General features: G+C 69.2%; 14 protein-coding genes. 11 read left to right on the top strand and 3 right to left on the bottom strand.

Features of this window, described 5'->3' with window-relative positions:
* Window positions 1-77 precede the first annotated feature (77 nt).
* The 3 genes from HHX31_RS05010 to HHX31_RS05000 form a co-directional block, all read right to left on the bottom strand.
* Entirely contained in the window at window positions 78-1,085 is a 1,008-nt protein-coding gene (locus HHX31_RS05010) for an LLM class flavin-dependent oxidoreductase (RefSeq protein WP_169945374.1), read from the bottom strand.
* Between the two features lie 32 nt (window positions 1,086-1,117).
* Window positions 1,118-2,020 carry a carbon-nitrogen hydrolase family protein gene (locus tag HHX31_RS05005; protein WP_169945372.1) on the bottom strand — a complete coding sequence of 301 codons (903 nt, stop codon included), beginning with the start codon at window positions 2,018-2,020 and terminating at the stop codon, window positions 1,118-1,120.
* 68 nt (window positions 2,021-2,088) lie between these two features.
* Window positions 2,089-3,447, bottom strand: a complete 1,359-nt coding sequence (locus tag HHX31_RS05000; protein WP_169945371.1) for a dihydroorotase family protein — start codon at window positions 3,445-3,447, stop codon at window positions 2,089-2,091.
* 307 nt (window positions 3,448-3,754) lie between these two features.
* Here HHX31_RS05000 and HHX31_RS04995 point away from each other — a divergent pair, with 307 nt between their 5' ends.
* From HHX31_RS04995 to ccrA, 11 genes are all read left to right on the top strand, one after another.
* The gene (locus HHX31_RS04995; protein ID WP_169945369.1) at window positions 3,755-4,564 is read left to right on the top strand and encodes an enoyl-CoA hydratase/isomerase family protein; all 810 of its coding nucleotides are present in this window, start codon (window positions 3,755-3,757) and stop codon (window positions 4,562-4,564) included.
* A 108-nt stretch (window positions 4,565-4,672) separates the two neighbouring features.
* Complete coding sequence (locus tag HHX31_RS04990; protein WP_169945367.1) at window positions 4,673-6,229, top strand: ABC transporter substrate-binding protein; 1,557 nt, start codon at window positions 4,673-4,675, stop codon at window positions 6,227-6,229.
* A gap of 59 nt (window positions 6,230-6,288) precedes the next feature.
* Complete coding sequence (locus HHX31_RS04985; RefSeq protein ID WP_169945365.1) at window positions 6,289-7,209, top strand: ABC transporter permease; 921 nt, start codon at window positions 6,289-6,291, stop codon at window positions 7,207-7,209.
* A gap of 2 nt (window positions 7,210-7,211) precedes the next feature.
* Window positions 7,212-8,090 (top strand): ABC transporter permease, encoded by an 879-nt coding sequence (locus HHX31_RS04980; RefSeq protein ID WP_169945363.1) that lies wholly within the window; start codon window positions 7,212-7,214, stop codon window positions 8,088-8,090.
* A gap of 218 nt (window positions 8,091-8,308) precedes the next feature.
* Window positions 8,309-9,202: an IclR family transcriptional regulator gene (locus HHX31_RS04975; protein WP_169945362.1), complete on the top strand. Its 894-nt coding sequence runs from the start codon at window positions 8,309-8,311 to the stop codon at window positions 9,200-9,202.
* A gap of 476 nt (window positions 9,203-9,678) precedes the next feature.
* Window positions 9,679-10,794 carry an NDMA-dependent alcohol dehydrogenase gene (locus HHX31_RS04970; RefSeq protein ID WP_169945360.1) on the top strand — a complete coding sequence of 372 codons (1,116 nt, stop codon included), beginning with the start codon at window positions 9,679-9,681 and terminating at the stop codon, window positions 10,792-10,794.
* A gap of 77 nt (window positions 10,795-10,871) precedes the next feature.
* Window positions 10,872-12,356: an aldehyde dehydrogenase family protein gene (locus tag HHX31_RS04965; RefSeq protein ID WP_169945358.1), complete on the top strand. Its 1,485-nt coding sequence runs from the start codon at window positions 10,872-10,874 to the stop codon at window positions 12,354-12,356.
* 51 nt (window positions 12,357-12,407) lie between these two features.
* A complete protein-coding gene (locus HHX31_RS04960; RefSeq protein WP_169945356.1) occupies window positions 12,408-13,958 on the top strand; it encodes an ABC transporter substrate-binding protein in 1,551 nt (516 codons plus the stop codon).
* A 210-nt stretch (window positions 13,959-14,168) separates the two neighbouring features.
* Window positions 14,169-14,735 carry an amino acid synthesis family protein gene (locus HHX31_RS04955; RefSeq protein ID WP_211589202.1) on the top strand — a complete coding sequence of 189 codons (567 nt, stop codon included), beginning with the start codon at window positions 14,169-14,171 and terminating at the stop codon, window positions 14,733-14,735.
* Window positions 14,736-14,741: 6 nt separating this feature from the next.
* Complete coding sequence (locus HHX31_RS04950) at window positions 14,742-16,112, top strand: aminotransferase class III-fold pyridoxal phosphate-dependent enzyme (protein ID WP_169945355.1); 1,371 nt, start codon at window positions 14,742-14,744, stop codon at window positions 16,110-16,112.
* A 63-nt stretch (window positions 16,113-16,175) separates the two neighbouring features.
* The gene (gene ccrA / locus HHX31_RS04945; RefSeq protein WP_169945353.1) at window positions 16,176-17,432 is read left to right on the top strand and encodes a crotonyl-CoA carboxylase/reductase; all 1,257 of its coding nucleotides are present in this window, start codon (window positions 16,176-16,178) and stop codon (window positions 17,430-17,432) included.
* Window positions 17,433-17,447: the final 15 nt, after the last annotated feature.

Below are 17,447 nucleotides of genomic sequence, written 5' to 3'. Positions count from 1 at the left end.
ATCAAGGCCTGCGCGTACGTCGAGCGCGTGCTCGTACATCACGGCGTTGCTCGCGCCTTCTGCGGACGGCCGGGATCTCAGCGGATCGCCGGGATGACCTCCCTGCCGAACCGCTCGATGCTGCGCCGGACGAGCTCCATCGGCATGCCGGGGAAGTTCAGCCGGACGATCAGGTGGGTGACTCCGAGCGTGTCGCGATGGTAGAGGCAATCCTCGATCACGTCGTCGACGCCGCCGATGATGAAGCGTTTCCTGGTGAGCTCGGCGAAGTCGCTGATGCCGGCGCCGCTGTTACCGGGGACGTTGTCGCCCATGCCCCAGCTGTAGTAGGCCTTGTACTTCGCGCCGATGTACGGCTCGGCCTCCTTGACCGCGCTCTCCTTGTCGTCTCCGACGTAGAGCTCGACGCACTTGGCGAACTCCACCTTCTCCGGCAGGCCCGCCTCCTTGCGGGTCTGGTGGTAGAGGGCGACCTGCTGCTCCATCTCCCCCCACTCGGTCATCGACGTCGCGATCCACGCGTCGCCCTGGACCGCGGCCCGCCTGATCGCCGGGTCGGCGGTGGCGCCGAACCAGATCTGCGGGCGGGGCTTCTGGATCGGGCGCGGGCTGATCGTCACGTTGTCGAGCGTGAAGTGCTTGCCCTCGAAGGAGACGTTCTCCTCGGTCCACAGCCGCTTGAGGATCTCCACGCCCTCCTCGAGGCGGCCGACCCGATCCTTCTTGCGCAACTGGAACGCCTCGAACTCCGCGTCCCGGTAGCCGAGCCCCACGCCCAGGATCAGCTTGCCGCCACTGATGACGTCCATCGTCGCGTACTGCTCCGCGATGTCGACGGGGTTCATGAGCGGCAGCAGCAGCAGGTTCGTGCCCAGCTTCATGTCGCCCGCCTCCGCGGCCAGGCGGGCGAGCATCGGCGTCGTCTGGAGATACTGGTCGGGCGCGCTCAGGAAGTGCTGGCCCAGCCAGATGGCGTCGTAACCGTTGTCCCTGATCAGGCGCGTCTGCTCGATCAGGCCTTGGAATGCCGCGTAGATGTCCTGGTCGGGCGCGTACTGCGAGCCCAGGAAGACGCCTACATCCATTACTCGTGTCCCTATCTGCGAGTGGAGCCGGATTAGAGGACGCCGCGGGCGACGTCGTCGCTGAGCGAGCGGTAGAGCTCGGGGCGGCGGTCGCGGAAGAACGTGTAGCGCACCCCGTGCTGGTCGATCTCGTCGAGGTCGAGCTCCGCCTTGAGGATGTGCGGGCCCTCTCCGGCCGGCGCCGCGGCGAGCTCCTCGCCCAGCGGGCTGATGATCCGGCTGGCGCCGAAGAAGTGGCGCGGGCCCTCGGTCATCTCCAGGCCGCCCTTGTTGGAGGCGACGACGAACAGGCCGTTCTGGATGGCCGCGGTGCGCAGCTCGCCGCCCCAGGAGTCGGCACGGTTCGGGCCCCACGCGGCCACCGGGACGAACATGATCTTCGAACCCTGCAGGGCGTGCACCCGCCACGCCTCGGGGAAGGAGCGCTCGTAGCAGATCAGGATGGAGATCTTGCCGTACTCGGTCCTGAACGTCGCGAGGCCGGGGCCCTCCTTGAAGTAGTAACGCTCGTTGAGACCGGGGCTGTAGCTCCACTGGTCGGGGATGTGGTTCTTGCGGTAGACGCGCACCTGGCGTCCGTCCGGCAGGTCGCCCGGGATCAGCTCGCCGTCGCGGCCGATGACCGCCACACTGTTGTAGAACTCACCCTTCACCTCGCCCTTCTCGTAGAAGGGGAAGAGCACGTAGCTGCCGAGCTCCCTGGCGAGCTCCTGGAACCGCCGGACGGACGGGCCGTCGATCGGCTCGGCCAGCGCGAAGGGCTCGGGCGAGTTGTAGCCGCAGAAGTACTGCGTGTTGGACAACTCGCTGAACAGCACGAAGTCCGGCGCGTAGTCCTTCGTCGCCTCGGCGACGAGGGCCAGGTTCTCCTCGACGTTCTTCTCGGTGTCCGTGCCCGCCGGGCCGTTCTGGATGAGCAGTACCTTTGCCTTCAACGCGGCTCTCCTGTTCTTTCTGCGTTCGTTGTGGTCGCTGTTGCTTGTGTGTGGTGGCGCGCCCGCGCTCACCGGGCCAGGAACCGGCCCCCCGGCTCGCCGACGATCTGCCCGTCCACCGCCACCGTCCGCCCGCGCAGCACGGTGCGCACCGGCCAGCCGCGCAACGTCTGGCCGTCGAGGATGCTGTACGCGGACGAGCTGCCGAGCGCCCGGTGGTCGACGACGCGCTCCGCGCCGAGGTCGCACAGCACGAGGTCGGCGTCGGCGCCCACCCGCAGCGTCCCCTTGCCGGGGATGTTGAAGATGGACGCGGAGTTGCGCGCGAGGACCTGCGCGATCCGCGTCAGGCTCATGCCGCGCTTGTGGTGGCCCTCGGACAGCAGCACCGGCAGCGTCGTCGCCATGCCGGGGAATCCCGCGGCGGCGGCCCAGATGTCGGCGCCCTTGCGGTCGAGGGGGACGGCGCAGTGGTCGGTGCCGACGGTGTCGACCGTACCGTCGATCAGTCCCTCCCACATCGCCTCGACGTCGTCCTCGCTGCGGACCGGAGGGTTGATTTTGGCGAGCGGCCCCGCCGGACTGTCGTAGGTGTGGGTCAGGTAGTGCGGGCAGGTCTCCACCCACACCGTGGCGCCCTCCTCCCGCGCCCGCCTGGCCGCGTCGAGCGACTCGCGCGAGCCGATGTGCACCAGGTAGACGGGGGCCTCGGCCCGCCGGGCGAGGAAGGCCACCCGCTGGATGTTCTCCGCCTCCGCGAACGCCGGACGGGCGTCGGACCAGGCCCGCAGGCCGGTCGCGCCCGACTCGCGCACCTGCCGCATGGACCGGTTGACGATGTCGGTGTTCTCGGCGTGCACGCAGGCCACGCCGCCTTCCCTGCCGAGCAGGCGCAGCCCTTCGAGCAGGAGGCCGTCGTCGCACTCGTTGACCATGCCGACCGTGGCGCCGTCCGGGCCGCGGTAGGCCATGTAGAACTTGTGCGAGGTCACCCCGGCCGCCGCGTACTTGGGGATCTCGCGCACCTGGGACTCGGCGAGCATGCCGAAGTGCAGACCCACGTCGACCACGGACGCCCTGTTCACGGCCGCGGCCAGTTCGGGCAGCTCGTCGTACGGAGCGGGCTGGGCGCCCTTGTACTGTCTGTAGAAGCTCAATACGGTGGTGACACCGCCGAGCGCCGCCGAGCGGGTCTCTGTGACCAGGTCCGCATCGAACGACTGGGCGTATCCGAGGTGCGTATGGGGGTCGATCACCCCCGGCATCACCACCAGGCCCGTGGCGTCGACCGTCTCGTCCGCGGTGAGCTCCTGGTGCGGAGAGACGACCGCGGCGATGCGGCCGTCCTTGACTCCAAGGCTGCCGGGGAGCGTGCCCCAGTCGGGGTCGACGAGCAGCCCACCCGTCACGACAAGATCGAAATGCACGAAGACCTTCCTTCACGGGGGGTGGGGGGCGCCGGGGGGCGACAGGTCAATGTCGGTTCACTGAGCGAACTGGTAGTTCATTTTTGATGCAAGCGGATACGCCTGTCAATGCCTGGGGCGAGGCGAGCCCTGGCGCGCCGGATCCGCGCCCCCGCAGAGGATCGGGAGCCCGTCCCGTCGTCACGCGCATGTTGCGACCAGGAAAACTTGCATGCTTCTCTCTTGACACGAGCCATCCCTACGGGTCCACTATCCAGATCACCGGTTCATCTGACGAACCGAAGCAATCTTGGGATGGAGTTTGCGAGTGCCTTACGAAGACGTGCGCCTGGAACGTGACGGCCAGGTCGCGATCGTCACCTTGAACCGCCCGAAGGCCCTGAACGCCCTGCGTGCGCAGACCGTGAACGAGTTGAGCGCGATCATCGACGAGCTCGAGGCGGACCCGGAGATCAAGGTGGTCGTGCTCGGAGCGGAGGGCGACCGCGCCTTCTCCTCCGGCATCGACCTCGTCAACGATCCGTCGCCCGAGAACACGGTGGAGACCGACCGCATCGCGCAGCGCAACGCGAAGATGCTGGAGAAGCTCTGGTACATGGACAAGGTGCTGATCACGTCGGTGAAGGGCGTCGCCCTCGCCGCCGGCTGCAACCTCGGCCTGATCGGCGACCTGACCGTCTGCGGTGAGTCCGCGTCGTTCGGCGAGCCCGAGATCCGGCACGGCACCCTGTCGCCGCTGCTGCTGCTGCCGTGGCTCACGCACTTCAAGCTGATGAACCACATGTACCTCACTGGTGACAGCGTCGACGCGCAGGAGGCCCACCGCCTCGGCCTGGTCAACGCCGTCGTGCCCGACGGCACGGTCGACGCGGCGGCGCTGCGCCTGGCCCACCGCATCGCCAACGCCCCGCTGCTCACGCTCCAGACCCTCAAGCGGTCGGTTCGCATGATGTACGACATGCAGGGCTTCCGCGGGCTCCAGGCCGGTCACCGGTTCGGCGACACCCTGGTCCTCGACTCCACCGGCGTGCCCGAGCGCGACCGGCTGCGCAAGATCCGTGCTGAGGAAGGGCTCAAGGCGTTCCTCGTGGCGCGCGACGCCCCCTACCGCGACTAGGCACAACGCACCAGATCACACCGGACGCGCGTCGCGGACGAGCACCGGCCCCCGCTCCGGGGCGCGCCGGCTCCGTGACGTCGTGATGCCAGGAAGAAGAACCAGTTCATGAACCACATCAAGGGAGCGTGGCCGCGCCGCGGTGCCGTGGCCCTCGCCCTCCTCACCTCTCTCACCCTGACGGGTTGCGGGCTCAGCGCCGGCGGTGACAGCGAGGCCGCCGCGCCCGTCGCGGAGTCCAAGGACGTCTCCCTGCGCATCGGCACCAGCGCCGACGCCCAGAGCCTCGACCCGCCGAACTTCTCCCTCACCGCCGACTTCACCCGGCTCGACCTGCTGTACGACCAGCTGATCACGCTGGCCCCCGACGGCACGCCCGAGCCGGGGCTCGCCACCTCGTGGAAGCAGGACTCCGACACGGAGTGGACCTTCGAAATCCGCCAGGGCGTCAAGTTCAGCGACGGCACCGACCTCACCGCCGAGGTGGTCAAGACCAACCTCGAGCGGGCGTCGAAGGCCAAGCAGGGCAGCGGCTACCTGGGCGTGATCGAATCCGTCGAGGCCACCGGCAACCAGGTCAAGGTGCGGCTGTCCAAGCCGTTCTCCGGCCTGCTCAACAACCTCTCCGTCCCCGTCGCCGGCATCGTCAGCGCGAAGGCGATCGCGGAGGGCGAGAAGGACCTGTCCAGCCGTCCCGTCGGCACCGGGCCGTACGTCCTCAAGACGTGGAACCCCGACGAGCTCATGGTGCTCGAACGCAACGAGAACTACTGGGGCGAGAAGCCTCCGGTGAAGACCCTGGAGATCGTGCCGATCCCCGAGGCCAGCACCCGGTACGCCGCGCTGCAGTCCGGCGACGTCCACGTCATCGAGAACCCGCCGCCGTCCGAGCTGGCCTCCATCCGCGCCTCCGAGGACCTCACCGAGGTCATCGAGGTCAAGGCGCAGCCGGTCTTCCTCGGCTTCGAGCTCAAGCAGGTCCCTGACGTCAAGGTCCGCCGCGCGATCGCCATGGCGATCGACAAGGAGGCCATCGTCTCCACCGTCCTGGAGGGCGTGGGCGAGCCCGCCACCAAGGGCCTGATCCCCCCCGCGCTGATCAGCCCGTCCGACGAGCCGATCACGATCCCGCACGACGTCGAGGGCGCCAAGCGCCTGATGGCCGAGGCCGGGGCCAAGAACGTGACGCTCGACCTGGTCGTGCCCACCGACTACTACCTCAAGGACAAGGAAGTCGCCGAGGTCCTGAAGGAGCAGCTGAAGGAGATCGGGGTGACCGCCAACCTGAAGATGCAGGAGTCCGGCACCTGGTTCACCTCGCTCCTTGAGCACAAGACGCAGATGTACTGGCTGGGCTGGGGCATGACCGCCGGCGACCCCGCCGACATGCTGACCCGCGTCTTCCGCTCCGGCGCCGTCAACAACATGTCCGGCTACGCGGGTTCCGACGAGGACATCGACCGGCTCGCCCTGCTCCCGGTGAAGACCAAGGAGCGCGAGGACCTGATGAACAAGATCCAGCGCAGGCTCGTGATGGACGACGTCGTGGTGGTCCCCGTCTACCACTCGACGAACTTCTACGCGACCGGCGCGGGTGTCGAGGGATTCCACACCAGGAGATCGACTCTGTGGGACCTCTCGAAGATCACCGTCCGGCAGAAGTAACCGCGAGTGAGGGCCACCCGGGGAACCCCTTCCGGGCCTGATTGAGGAGGTGTCAGAAAATGTTGTCCTACGCGGGCAGACGGATCCTGCAGCTGATACCGCTGCTGCTCATCATCTCGTTCGTCGTGTTCGTGGCCCTGGAGATGACCCCGGGTGACCCCGTCACGCTGCTCCTCGGGCAGAACGCGTCACCCGAGGCGGTCGCCGACCTGCGGGCCAAGCTGGGACTCGACCGGCCGCTTGTCGTGCAGTACCTGTCCTTCGTGGCGAACGCCGTGCAGGGAGACCTCGGGATCTCCTACCGCAGCGGGCGCGAGGTCGTCGCCGAACTCGCCCGCACAGCGGGCGTGAGCGCCACCCTCGCCACGACGGGCATGCTCATCGCCGTGCTCGTCGGCGTCGGGGTGGGCATCCTCGCCGCGGTCAAGCAGTACTCGATCATCGACACCGTCACCAGGGTCGGTGTGCTCACGCTGGTGTCGCTGCCCGTGTTCTGGCTGGCGATCCTGCTCATCATCGGCTTCTCGGTGAAGTGGCCGATCTTCCCCGCATTCGGCTGGGGCACGTACCTGCACCTGGTGCTGCCCGCCATCGCGCTCAGCACGTACCCGCTCGCCGTGATCGCGCGGCTGACGCGGTCCAGCATGCTGGAGGTGCTGGGCGGCGACTACATCCGCACCGCGCGCGCGGCAGGACTGCCCGAGCGCACGGTGGTCATGAAGTACGCGCTGAAGAACGCCCTGGTGCCCGTCATGACGGTGATCGGTCTCCAGTTCGGCGCCCTCATCGGCGGCGCCGTGCTCACCGAGACGGTCTTCGGCATCCCCGGGATGGGCCGCCTCATGGTCACCGCCATCGAGGGACGCGACTATCCCGTCGTACGGGGCGCGGTCCTCCTCGGCACCGTCGTCTTCGTCGTGATCAACCTGCTGGTCGACGTGCTCTACAAGTGGGTCGACCCCCGGCAGCGAGGAGTCTGACCATGAGCGCAGTCGTAGCCGCGCCACCCAAGGCCGCGGTCGAGCGAAGTGCCTTCCAGGAGGGATGGGCGACGTTCGCCCGCAACCGCGCGGCGGTCGTCGGCCTGATCATCCTCGTGCTGATCACCGCGGTCGCCCTGCTCGCGCCGTGGATCGCCCCGCACGATCCCACCGCGCAGAACCTCGCGCTGCGCAGGGAGGGGCCAAGCGCCGACGCGTGGCTCGGGCGTGACGCGTTCGGACGGGACATCCTCAGCCGCATCATGCTCGGCGCCCGGGCCACGCTGCTCGCCGCCGCCGGCGCCGTGCTGCTGAGCGGCGTCGTCGGCACGGTCATCGGCATCGTCGCCGCCTACCGCGGCGGCATCGCCGACAGCCTGCTGATGCGCAGCATGGACCTGGTGCTGTCGTTCCCCTACTTCCTGCTCGCGATCCTGGTCGTGGCGGTCGCCGGGCCGAGCCTGCGCAACGCCGCCATCGCGGTCGGGATCACCTACATCCCGCAGTACGCCCGGGTCGTCCGCGGCGCGACGCTCGAGGTGGTGGGCAAGGAGTACGTGGAAGCGGCGCACGCGTCAGGACTGCGCGGGCTCCGCATCGCGATCCGGCACATCCTGCCGAACATCAGCGCCCCCATCATCGTCATCACGACGGTGGGCCTGGCGCTGGCCATCGTGAGCGTCTCCTCGCTCAGCTTCCTGGGCCTCGGGGCGCAGCCCCCGAGCCCGGAGTGGGGTGCGATGCTCGCGGACGGCAGGCAGTACGTCGCCTCGGCGCCGCACGTCAGCATCTTCCCCGGCCTGGCCATCCTGGCGACCGTATTGTCGCTCAATCTGGTGGGCGATGGATTCCGTGACACTTTCGACCCGACTCTGCGCTGACGGTTACGCGCGGGAATCGCGCGGCCCCGCACCGCCACGGACTTTCTCCGATTCGAGAGACCCTCCGGCGGGTCGCACTCCAGCGGCCGGTCCGGCTCTTCATCAGAGATGACCACTGCGGTACTATGGCGGCTTTCCCTCTGGGATATGGGCTGGCCTGCGGTAATTCCGCATCGCCTTTCCAGGCGACGCGTCAGCGTGGATCCATTAGCATCAGCATGATCCGGGCAGGACCGCTTTCTGCCCGATCAGGGGCCTTCTGCGTTGCCCGGGTTTTGCCGCTGCGGTTCGGCGGCCGGGCGAATCTCTTCGGAGGAGAAATGGCGGCGAGTGAGTCAGGCCTGGTACGCCGCACCATCTGGGTGCTCCGTGCCGTCGCGGCACACCCCGAGGGGGTCGGGCTCAGCGAGGTCGCCCGGGAGTCCGGCATCCCGAAGGCCACTTGCTACCGCGTGCTGAACGTGCTGGAGCGCGAGAGCTGGCTGTCTCTCGACCCCGACACCCGGCGCTACCGGGTGTCGCTGGGGCTCCTGTCCATCGTCGGCGGGCTGCTGGACAGCGACGGCGCGTACGGTCACATGCGCCGCGTGCTGACCGAGCTGGCCGCGCGGACCCAGGAGACCTGTGGGTTCGACGTCCTGCTTCCCCCGAACGTGATGGTCGTCGCCCAGGTTCCCGGCCCGCGCATCATCGGGCAGACACTCAAACCCGTGCCGCGCACCCAGCCCGTCTGGGCGACGTCCACGGGAAAGGTGCTGCTCGCCGCGCTGGACAGGCAGTCTGTCATCCACGATTACGCGGAGGAGTTCGAGAAACACGCACCGGAACACCTCGGCGGTTTCGACGCGTTCATACAGGGCCTGGACGACATCAGAAGCCGTGGATACGCCTACACCATCGACGAACTGGAGCCGGGCGCCTCGTCGGTGGCCGCACCGGTCCGGGTGCGCGACAAATTCCCGTACGCCGTGTGGATCGGCGGGCCGACCTTTCGTCTGACCAAAAGCTGGATCGATTCGACCGCGGATTCGCTGCTGCAGGCCTCCAGCCGCCTCAGCGACCTGCTCAGTATTACCGACCTGCAATTGACGAACGGCCTGCCGCTCCACTAGAAGAGCCGTCTTACTGCTACCGCGGCGCGGTCACGAGGGCGCCTGTCCTCGTGACCGCGGCCGCCGCCGCGCACTAGAGGCGCCGGGAGCGTCCGCGCCCTGACCTGCGCTCCTGGCGCGTGCCCCCCACGCCGTCCCCCACCGTCCCCACGTCCCGCCGTGTCCCCCCACGCGGCCGGGTGCGCGCCGGCCTGTCCCGGCGTGCGCCCATGCCTCGGGGCACGCCGACGTGTTCGCGCGCTCCGCCCCCCATGCCGGCGTGCCCGCCATGCGAGTGCGCCCGCAGGCGAAACGTCCCCGAGCGCGGGGGCGCGCCGACAGGGCTCCGCCCACTCCCCCCGCGGACGCGCCGTTCCGCGTGTCGGACCACACATCACCTCTGCGGACCCTTGACAGCACAACCGGACACAGAGGACTATTCCGAAACATCGGTTTGCTGAGTGAACCACTACTAGCGATCTGGAGGAGACGAATCAATGGTGAGGGCGCGCGGAGCGGTGATCCACGGTGTCGGCGAGAAGTGGAGCGTCGAGGACATCGACGTCAGCGACCCCGGTCCGGGAGAGGTCCTCATCAAGGTCATGGCCACGGGCCTGTGCCACTCCGACGACCACGTCGTACGCGGCGACATCGGTGTGCGGTTCCCCCAGGTGGGCGGGCACGAGGGCGCCGGGATCGTGCAGAAGGTCGGCCCAGGGGTGCGGCGGGTCAAGCCGGGCGACCACGTGGCCACCCTGTTCATGCCGGCGTGCGGCTCCTGCGTCTCCTGCGCGGCGGGCAGGTCCTACCTGTGCGAGATGGCGGTCGGGATGAGCACGGGCTTCGCGCTCGACGGCACCCCCCGGTTCCACCTGTCCGACGGCACGGCCGCCGGCGCCACCTGCCGCGTCGGAACCTTCGCCAACTACCTCGTGTGCCACGAGAGCCAGACCGTCGCCGTGCCGGACTCGGTCGACTTCACCGCGGCGTGCCTGGTGTCCTGCGGCGTGATGACCGGGTGGGGCGCCGCCGTGAACGCCGGCAGGGTCCGACCCGGTGACACCGTCCTGATCCTCGGCGCCGGCGGCGTCGGCATGAACGCGGTGCAGGGCGCCAGGCACGCGGGCGCCGACCACGTCGTCGTCGTCGACCCCTCGGAGTTCGCCCGCGCCCAGGCCCCGGCCTTTGGCGCGACCGACACCTTCGCCTCGCTCGACGAGGCACGCCCGCGGATCGCGGAGATCACCGGTGGGCGCAACGCCGACGTCTCGATCGTCACCGTGGGACGCGTGAACGGCGACATCATCGGCCAGGCGTTCGAGCTCACGGGCAAGGCCGGGACCTGTGTCGTCGCCTCGCTCGGCTCCTCCGACAAGTTCGTCGCGGTCAACCCGCGCGACTTCTCCAACCTCACCAAGACGCTGACCGGCTCGCTGTTCGGCAACTGCAACCCGCTGGTGGACCTGCCGCGCCTGCTCGGGATGCACGCCGCGGGCCGGCTCAAGCTCGACGAGCTGGTGACCCGCACCTACCGGCTCGACCAGATCAACGAGGCGTACGACGACCTGCACGCGGGCGTGAACATCCGCGGCGTCATCCTCCACGACCACTGATCCCCCGAGCACCGGCCACCGACCTCTGACCTCCGGCCACCGCCCCGGACGTACCACCTCAGGAGAGAAACACCCCGATGACCGCGATCCTCGACAGCGGCACCGAGCAGAGCAAGCCGATCGAGCACACCCGGCTGTTCATCGACGGCGCGTGGGCCGACGCCAGAGACGGCGGCGAGATCCCCGTCGTGAACCCGGCGACCGGCGACGTGTTCGTCTCGGTCGCGGAGGCCCGCGAGGCCGACGTCGACCTGGCCGTCGCGGCCGCGCGCCGGGCGTTCGACTCCGGACCGTGGCCCGCGATGAAGCCCAACGAGCGGGCCAGGATCCTGTGGCGCCTGGCCGAGCTGATCGAGCGTGACGCGGAAGAGCTGGCCCGGCTGACCACGCTGGAGAACGGCAAGCCGTACGCGCAGTCGATGCGGATCGACGTGGGGGGATCGGTCAAGGCGTTCCAGTACTTCTCCGGGTGGGCCACGAAGGTCACCGGCGCGACGATCCCGCTCTCGACGCCCGGGGACTACCACGCCTACACGCAGCGTGAGCCGCTGGGCGTCTGCGCCCTGATCGTGCCGTGGAACTACCCGCTGTCGAACGCCGCGTGGAAGATCGGCCCGGCGCTGGCGGCCGGCAACACCGCCGTGCTGAAGCCGGCCGAGGCCACTCCCCTGACGGCGCTGCGGCTCGCAGAGCTCGCGATGAAGGCCGGGCTGCCCCCGGGCGTGCTCAACGTCGTACCCGGATACGGCCCGTCCGCCGGCGCCGCCCTGGCCGCGCATCCGCTGGTGGACAAGGTCTCCTTCACCGGCTCCACCGCGACGGGGCGGGCGATCGCCACCGCGTCGCTCGGCAACTTCAAGCGCGTCACGCTGGAGCTCGGCGGAAAGAGCCCGAACATCATCTTCGCCGACGCCGACATCGAGGCCGCGACGGCGGGCGCCGCCGCCGCGATCTTCTCGAACATGGGCGAGCAGTGCGTGGCCGGCTCCCGCCTGTACGTCGAGGAGTCGGTCTTCGACGAGGTGGTCGCCGGGGTGGCGGCGATCGGCGCCGGCATGCGGATCGGTGACGGGTTCGACCCGCGGACCGAGGTCGGGCCGCTGGTCAGCGACGAGCACCTGGCGCGGGTCACCGGCTATCTGCGCTCCGGCGTCGAACAGGGCGCGACGCTGGTGAGCGGCGGCGAGCGGGTGGGCGAGCGCGGTTTCTACCTCCAGCCGACCGTCTTCACCGACGTGACCCCCGACATGCGGATCGTCGCCGAGGAGATCTTCGGCCCCGTCGTGGTCGCCACGCCGTTCCGTGAGGTCGGCGACCTCGTGACGGCCGCCAACGACTCGCCGTACGGACTGGCGGCGGGGGTCTGGACCCGCGACGTCACACGGGCGCACACCATGAGCCGCGCGCTGCGCGCTGGAGTCGTGTGGGTCAACTGCTACGGCGTCTTCGACCCCGCCCTGCCCTTCGGCGGCTTCAAGGAATCCGGCTGGGGCCGCGAGATGGGCTACGACGTCATGCAGCACTACACCGAGAGCAAGAGCACCGTGATCAAACTCGGTTGATCCGCTCACCCGTTCGACCTAGCCGTAACACCCCCTCGAAAGGAACGGTTCATGAAGATACGGACGAGAAGCGGGCGTCGCCTGGCGCCCCTCAGCCTGGCCCTGGCCGCGTCGCTCGCCCTGGCGGGCTGCGGGTTGTCCGGAGCCGAGGACTCCTCATCCGAGGGCACGGCCGCCGCCAAGGCCGTCCTCACGATCGGCATGTCGTCCGACGCGGAGAGCCTGGACCCGCCGAACTTCGTGCTGGCCGGCGACTTCGCCAGGACTGCCCTGATCTACGAGACGCTGGTGAAGCTCACCAACGACGGCAAGTTCGAGCCCGGTCTCGCCACTGCGTGGAAGCAGGTGTCGGACACGGTGTGGGAGTTCCAGCTGCGCGAGGGGGTGACCTTCCATGACGGCACCCCCTTCGACTCGGCGGCGGTGAAGACGAGCTTGGAACGTGCCGCCCAGCAGAAACAGGGCAGCGGCTTCCTGAAGATGATCAAGACCGTCGAGACGCCTGACCCGCTCACGGCCCGCCTCGTCCTGTCCGAGCCCTTCTCCAGCATCCTCAACAACCTCACCGTCCCGGTGGCGGCGATCATCAGCCCGGCGGCGCTCACCGCCAAGGGCGACAAGATCTCCACCGAGCCGGTGGGCACCGGACCGTACAAGTTCTCCCAGTGGGTGCCCGACACCTCGATCGTGCTGAACAAGCACGAGGGCTACTGGGGGCAGCCGGCCGCGCTCGACACGGTGACGTTCGTGCCCATCCCCGAGGCGAGCACCCGCTTCAGCGCCCTGCAGTCGGGCGACGTCGACGTGATCGAGAACCCGCCGCCGTCCGAGCTCGCCACCATCAAGGCGTCCAAGGACATGTACCCGATCATCGAGTCGAAGGCCCGCCCGGTCTTTGTCGGCTTCAACCTCAAGGAAGTCCCCGACGTTAAGGTGCGCAAGGCCATCGCGCACGCCATCGACAAGGAGGCGATGGTCAAGAACGTGCTCGAAGGCGTGGGCCGCCCGGCCCTGGAAGGGCTGGTCCCGCCGGAGTTCATCAACAACGACCCGCCCATCGGCCTCAAGTACGACCCGGAGGAGTCGCGGCGCCTGCTCGCGGAGGCGGGGGCGCAGAACCTCACGATCGACCTCGTCCTGCCGACGGAGCGCTATCTCAAGGACAAGGAGATGGGCGAGGTGCTCCAGCAGCAGCTCGCCGAGATCGGGATCAAGGTGAACCTCAAGGTGCAGGAGCCCGGCACCTGGTACCAGTCGCTGCTCGACCACGAGACGCAGATGTACTGGCTGGGCTGGGGAATGAGCTCCGGCGACCCGGCCGACATGCTGCTGCGCGTCTTCCACTCCACCGCGGTCAACAACATGTCCCAGTACGCGCAGAAGGACGTCGACGCGCAGATCGCCTCGCTGTCGACGCTCGAGGTGGGCAGCGAGGAGCGCAACCAGCTGATGCAGGACATCCAGCGGCGCGTCGTCGAGAAGGACGTCGCGGTGGTGCCGATCTACCACATGTCCAACTTCTACGCCGCCCGCTCGGGCGTCCAAGGCTTCCACACGACGACGTCGGAGCTGCTCGATCTGAGCGCCGTGAAGGTGTCCTGACACCACCCGGGCGCTCCTGGCGCGGGTCCTCAGAGGCGGGCGGCCCTGAGGACCCGCGCGTGGCCGTAGACCGGGACGTGCCCCGTGACGTGCCGTCGCGGGGCACGCCTCGTACGCCGCGACAGCACCAGCGGCGCTCTTGACACTTCGGTAGATCGTCGGCAATATCTGAACCAATGGTTCAATCAGCGAACCAGCCAGGGAGAGAGCATGAGCAGCATCAAGGTCCGGAAGGTCGTCCGGCATCTGGAGGAGACCCACCGGGAGAACGGCCGCGAGGTCTCGCCGGCCCACCGGGTGGCCTTCGTGGGAATCGTCATCGAGAACCCCTACGGCAGCGGATACGTCGAGGACCTCGTGACGCTGGCCGACGAGGTCGGCGAGGAGATCGGCGAGCTGGTCGGGCCGGCCTGCGTCGAACTGCTCGGAGCCGAGGTCGAGGCGTTCGGCAAGGTCGCCCTGGTCGGCATCGACGGCGAGGTGGAGCACGGCTCCGCGCTCATCCACAACCTGCGCTTCGGCAACGTGTTCCGCAAGGCCGCCGGCGGCACGGAACTGCTGCCCGCGGCCGAGAAGGTCGGCCTGCCCGGCGCGCCCATCGACGTTCCGCTCAAGCACAAGACGGACGCCAAGACCCGTTCCCACCACCAGACGATCACCATCCAGGTGCCCGGCGCTCCCCTGCCCGGCGAGATCCTGGTCGGCTGCGTCGCCGCCAGCGCCGGCCGTCCGCTCGCGCGTCTCGCGGTCTTCGGCGCGGAAACCGCAGGGCAGTGAGCGGAGATGACCATCATCGACAACAACGTGGAACAGGACGTGTGGACCGCTGACCGCATCGCGCGAGCGGACCGCGAGTACGTCATCCACTCCTGGTCGACCCAGGGAAGCGTGAAGGCCACCCCCATCGCCGGCGGCGAGGGAAGCTGGTTCTGGGACTACGAGGGCAACCGCTTCCTGGACTTCCAGTCGCAGCTGGTCAACATGAACCTGGGCCACCAGCACCCGCGGATCGTCGCGGCGATCAAGGAGCAGGCGGACCGGTTGTGCTACATCGGTCCCAACTACGCCGAGCGCTCGCGCGCCGAGCTCGCGGAGCTGATGGCCGAGCTGACCCCCGGCGACCTGCGGATGACGTTCTTCACCACCGGCGGCGCCGCCGCCAACGAGAACGCCGTCCGGCTCGCCCGGCACGTCACCGGCCGCCACAAGATCATCGCCCGCTACCGCTCGTACCACGGCGCGACGGCCGGCGCGATCGCCCTCACCGGCGACCCGCGGCGGTGGCACGCCGAGCCGAACTCCTTCGGCGTCGTGCGGATGTTCGACCCCTACACGTACCGGTGCCCCGTGGGGCACCCCGACCCGTGCCCCGTGTGCTCGGGCGGCCCCCACCTGGAGGAGATCCTCCAGTACGAGAACCCGGAGACGGTCGCCGCCGTCGTCCTGGAGACCGTGACCGGGACGAACGGGCTCATCTACCCGCCCGACGGCTACCTCCGCTCCATCCGCGAGGTCTGCGACAAGTACGGCATCCTCCTCATCCTCGACGAGGTGATGGCGGGGTTCGGCCGCACCGGCGAATGGTTCGCCTGCAACCACTGGGACGTCACCCCCGACATCCTGGTCGCGGCCAAGGGCCTCAACTCCGGCTACGTCCCGCTCGGCGCGATGACCGTGAACGAGCGCGTCTCCGAGTGGCTCATGACCAACAAGTTCTGGGGCGGCCTCACCTACGCCGGGCACCCGCTGGCCTGCGCCTCCGCGGTGGCCTCCATCAGGGCCATGCAGGACGAGGGCATCGTCGACAACGCCCGCGCGATGGGCGAGCGCCTCGGCGCGGGGCTCGCCCGGCTCGCCGAGCGGCACCCGAGCATCGGCGACATCCGCGGCCGCGGCCTGTTCTACGGGCTCGAACTGGTCAAGGACCGCCGCACCCGCGAGCCGCTGGTGCCGTTCAACGCCGTCGGCGCCGCCGCCGCGCCCATGACGGCCGTCGTGTCCGCCGCGAAGGGCCACGGCCTCTATCTCGCCGCGAACAACAACGTGATCCGGCTGACCCCGCCCCTCGTGATCAACAGCGAGGAGATCGACTTCGCGCTCGGCGTGCTCGACTCGGTGCTCACCCTCGCCGACGAGGCCGCGGACCGCTCCTGAGGACCGCCGGCGCCCCGGGCCGCCGTCCTCACCATCCGTCGCAGAAACACAGAGGGGAGACCCATGTCCGAGATGAAGCGTGAGCCTGTCAGCACGACCGGCACGACGTATCCGCTGGGAGAGTTGCCGCCGGTCGGCGAGGTGCCGCGGACGATGACCGCGCTGGTCGTGCGCCAGGACCGGTACGGCGACCCGGAGAAGGCGTTCCAGATCGAGACGGACGTCGAGGTGCCGCCGATCGGCCCGGGCGAGGTCCTCATCGCCGTCATGGCGGCCGGGGTCAACTACAACAACGTGTGGGCGGCCCGGGGCTACCCCGTCGACGTCATCGGCATGCGGCAGCGCGCCGGCGAGCCGTACGACTTCCACGTCGGCGGCTCCGACGCGTCCGGCATCGTCTACGCCGTGGGACCTGACGTGACCAACGTGGCCGTCGGCGACGAGGTCATCGTGCACCCGGGCTACTGGGACGAGAACGACCCGTGGATCCTGCGCGGCCGCGACCAGATGACGGCGCCGTCCGCCCGGATCTGGGGCTACGACACCAACTTCGGGTCCTTCGCCCAGTTCGCGCGGGCGCAGGCCCACCAGGTGCTGCCCAAGGCCCCGCACCTGTCCTGGGCCGAGGCGGCGGCTCCCACCCTCGTCGGCACCACGGCGTACCGGATGCTGCACGGCTTCGCCGGGAACACCGTCCAGGAGGACGACGTGGTCCTGGTGTGGGGCGGCTCCGGGGGCGTGGGAAGCCAGGCGATCCAGCTCGCCCGGCTGGCCGGGGCCAGGCCGGTCGCGGTCGTCTCCGACGACGCGCGCGGCGAGTACGCGGTGAGCAAGGGCGCGATCGGCTACATCAACCGCGGCGACTTCACCCACTGGGGGATCCCGCCGCGGGTCGACGACAAGGCCGGCCAGAAGGAGTGGCTGGGCCAGGCCCGCGCGTTCGGCAAGAAGATCTGGGAGATCGTCGGTGAGCGGCGCGACCCCGCGATCGTCTTCGAGCACCCCGGCGCCGCCACCGTGCCGACCAGCATCATGGTCTGCGAGACCGGCGGCATGGTCGTCATCTGCGCCGGCACCACCGGCTTCGACGCGGTGGTCGACCTGCGTTACCACTGGACCCGCCAGAAGCGCTTCCAGGGCAGCCACGGCACCAACGACGCCCAGGCCAGGGCGTACAACGACCTGATGATCGCCGGGAAGATCGACCCGTGCCTCGGCCGGGTCGTGCCGTTCGCCGAACTGCCCAAGGCGCACGCCGAGATGGGACGCGGCGAGCAGGTCTTCGGCAACGCCGTCGCGCTCGTGGGCGCCTCCGAGTAGGAACAGACAGGAGCC

Origin of the sequence: Microbispora sp. H11081, from assembly GCF_012999535.1 — a bacterium.
Lineage (GTDB): Bacteria > Actinomycetota > Actinomycetes > Streptosporangiales > Streptosporangiaceae > Microbispora.
The sequence above is the reverse complement of the archived record's forward strand: the minus strand, read 5'-3'. Positions and strand labels throughout refer to the sequence as shown.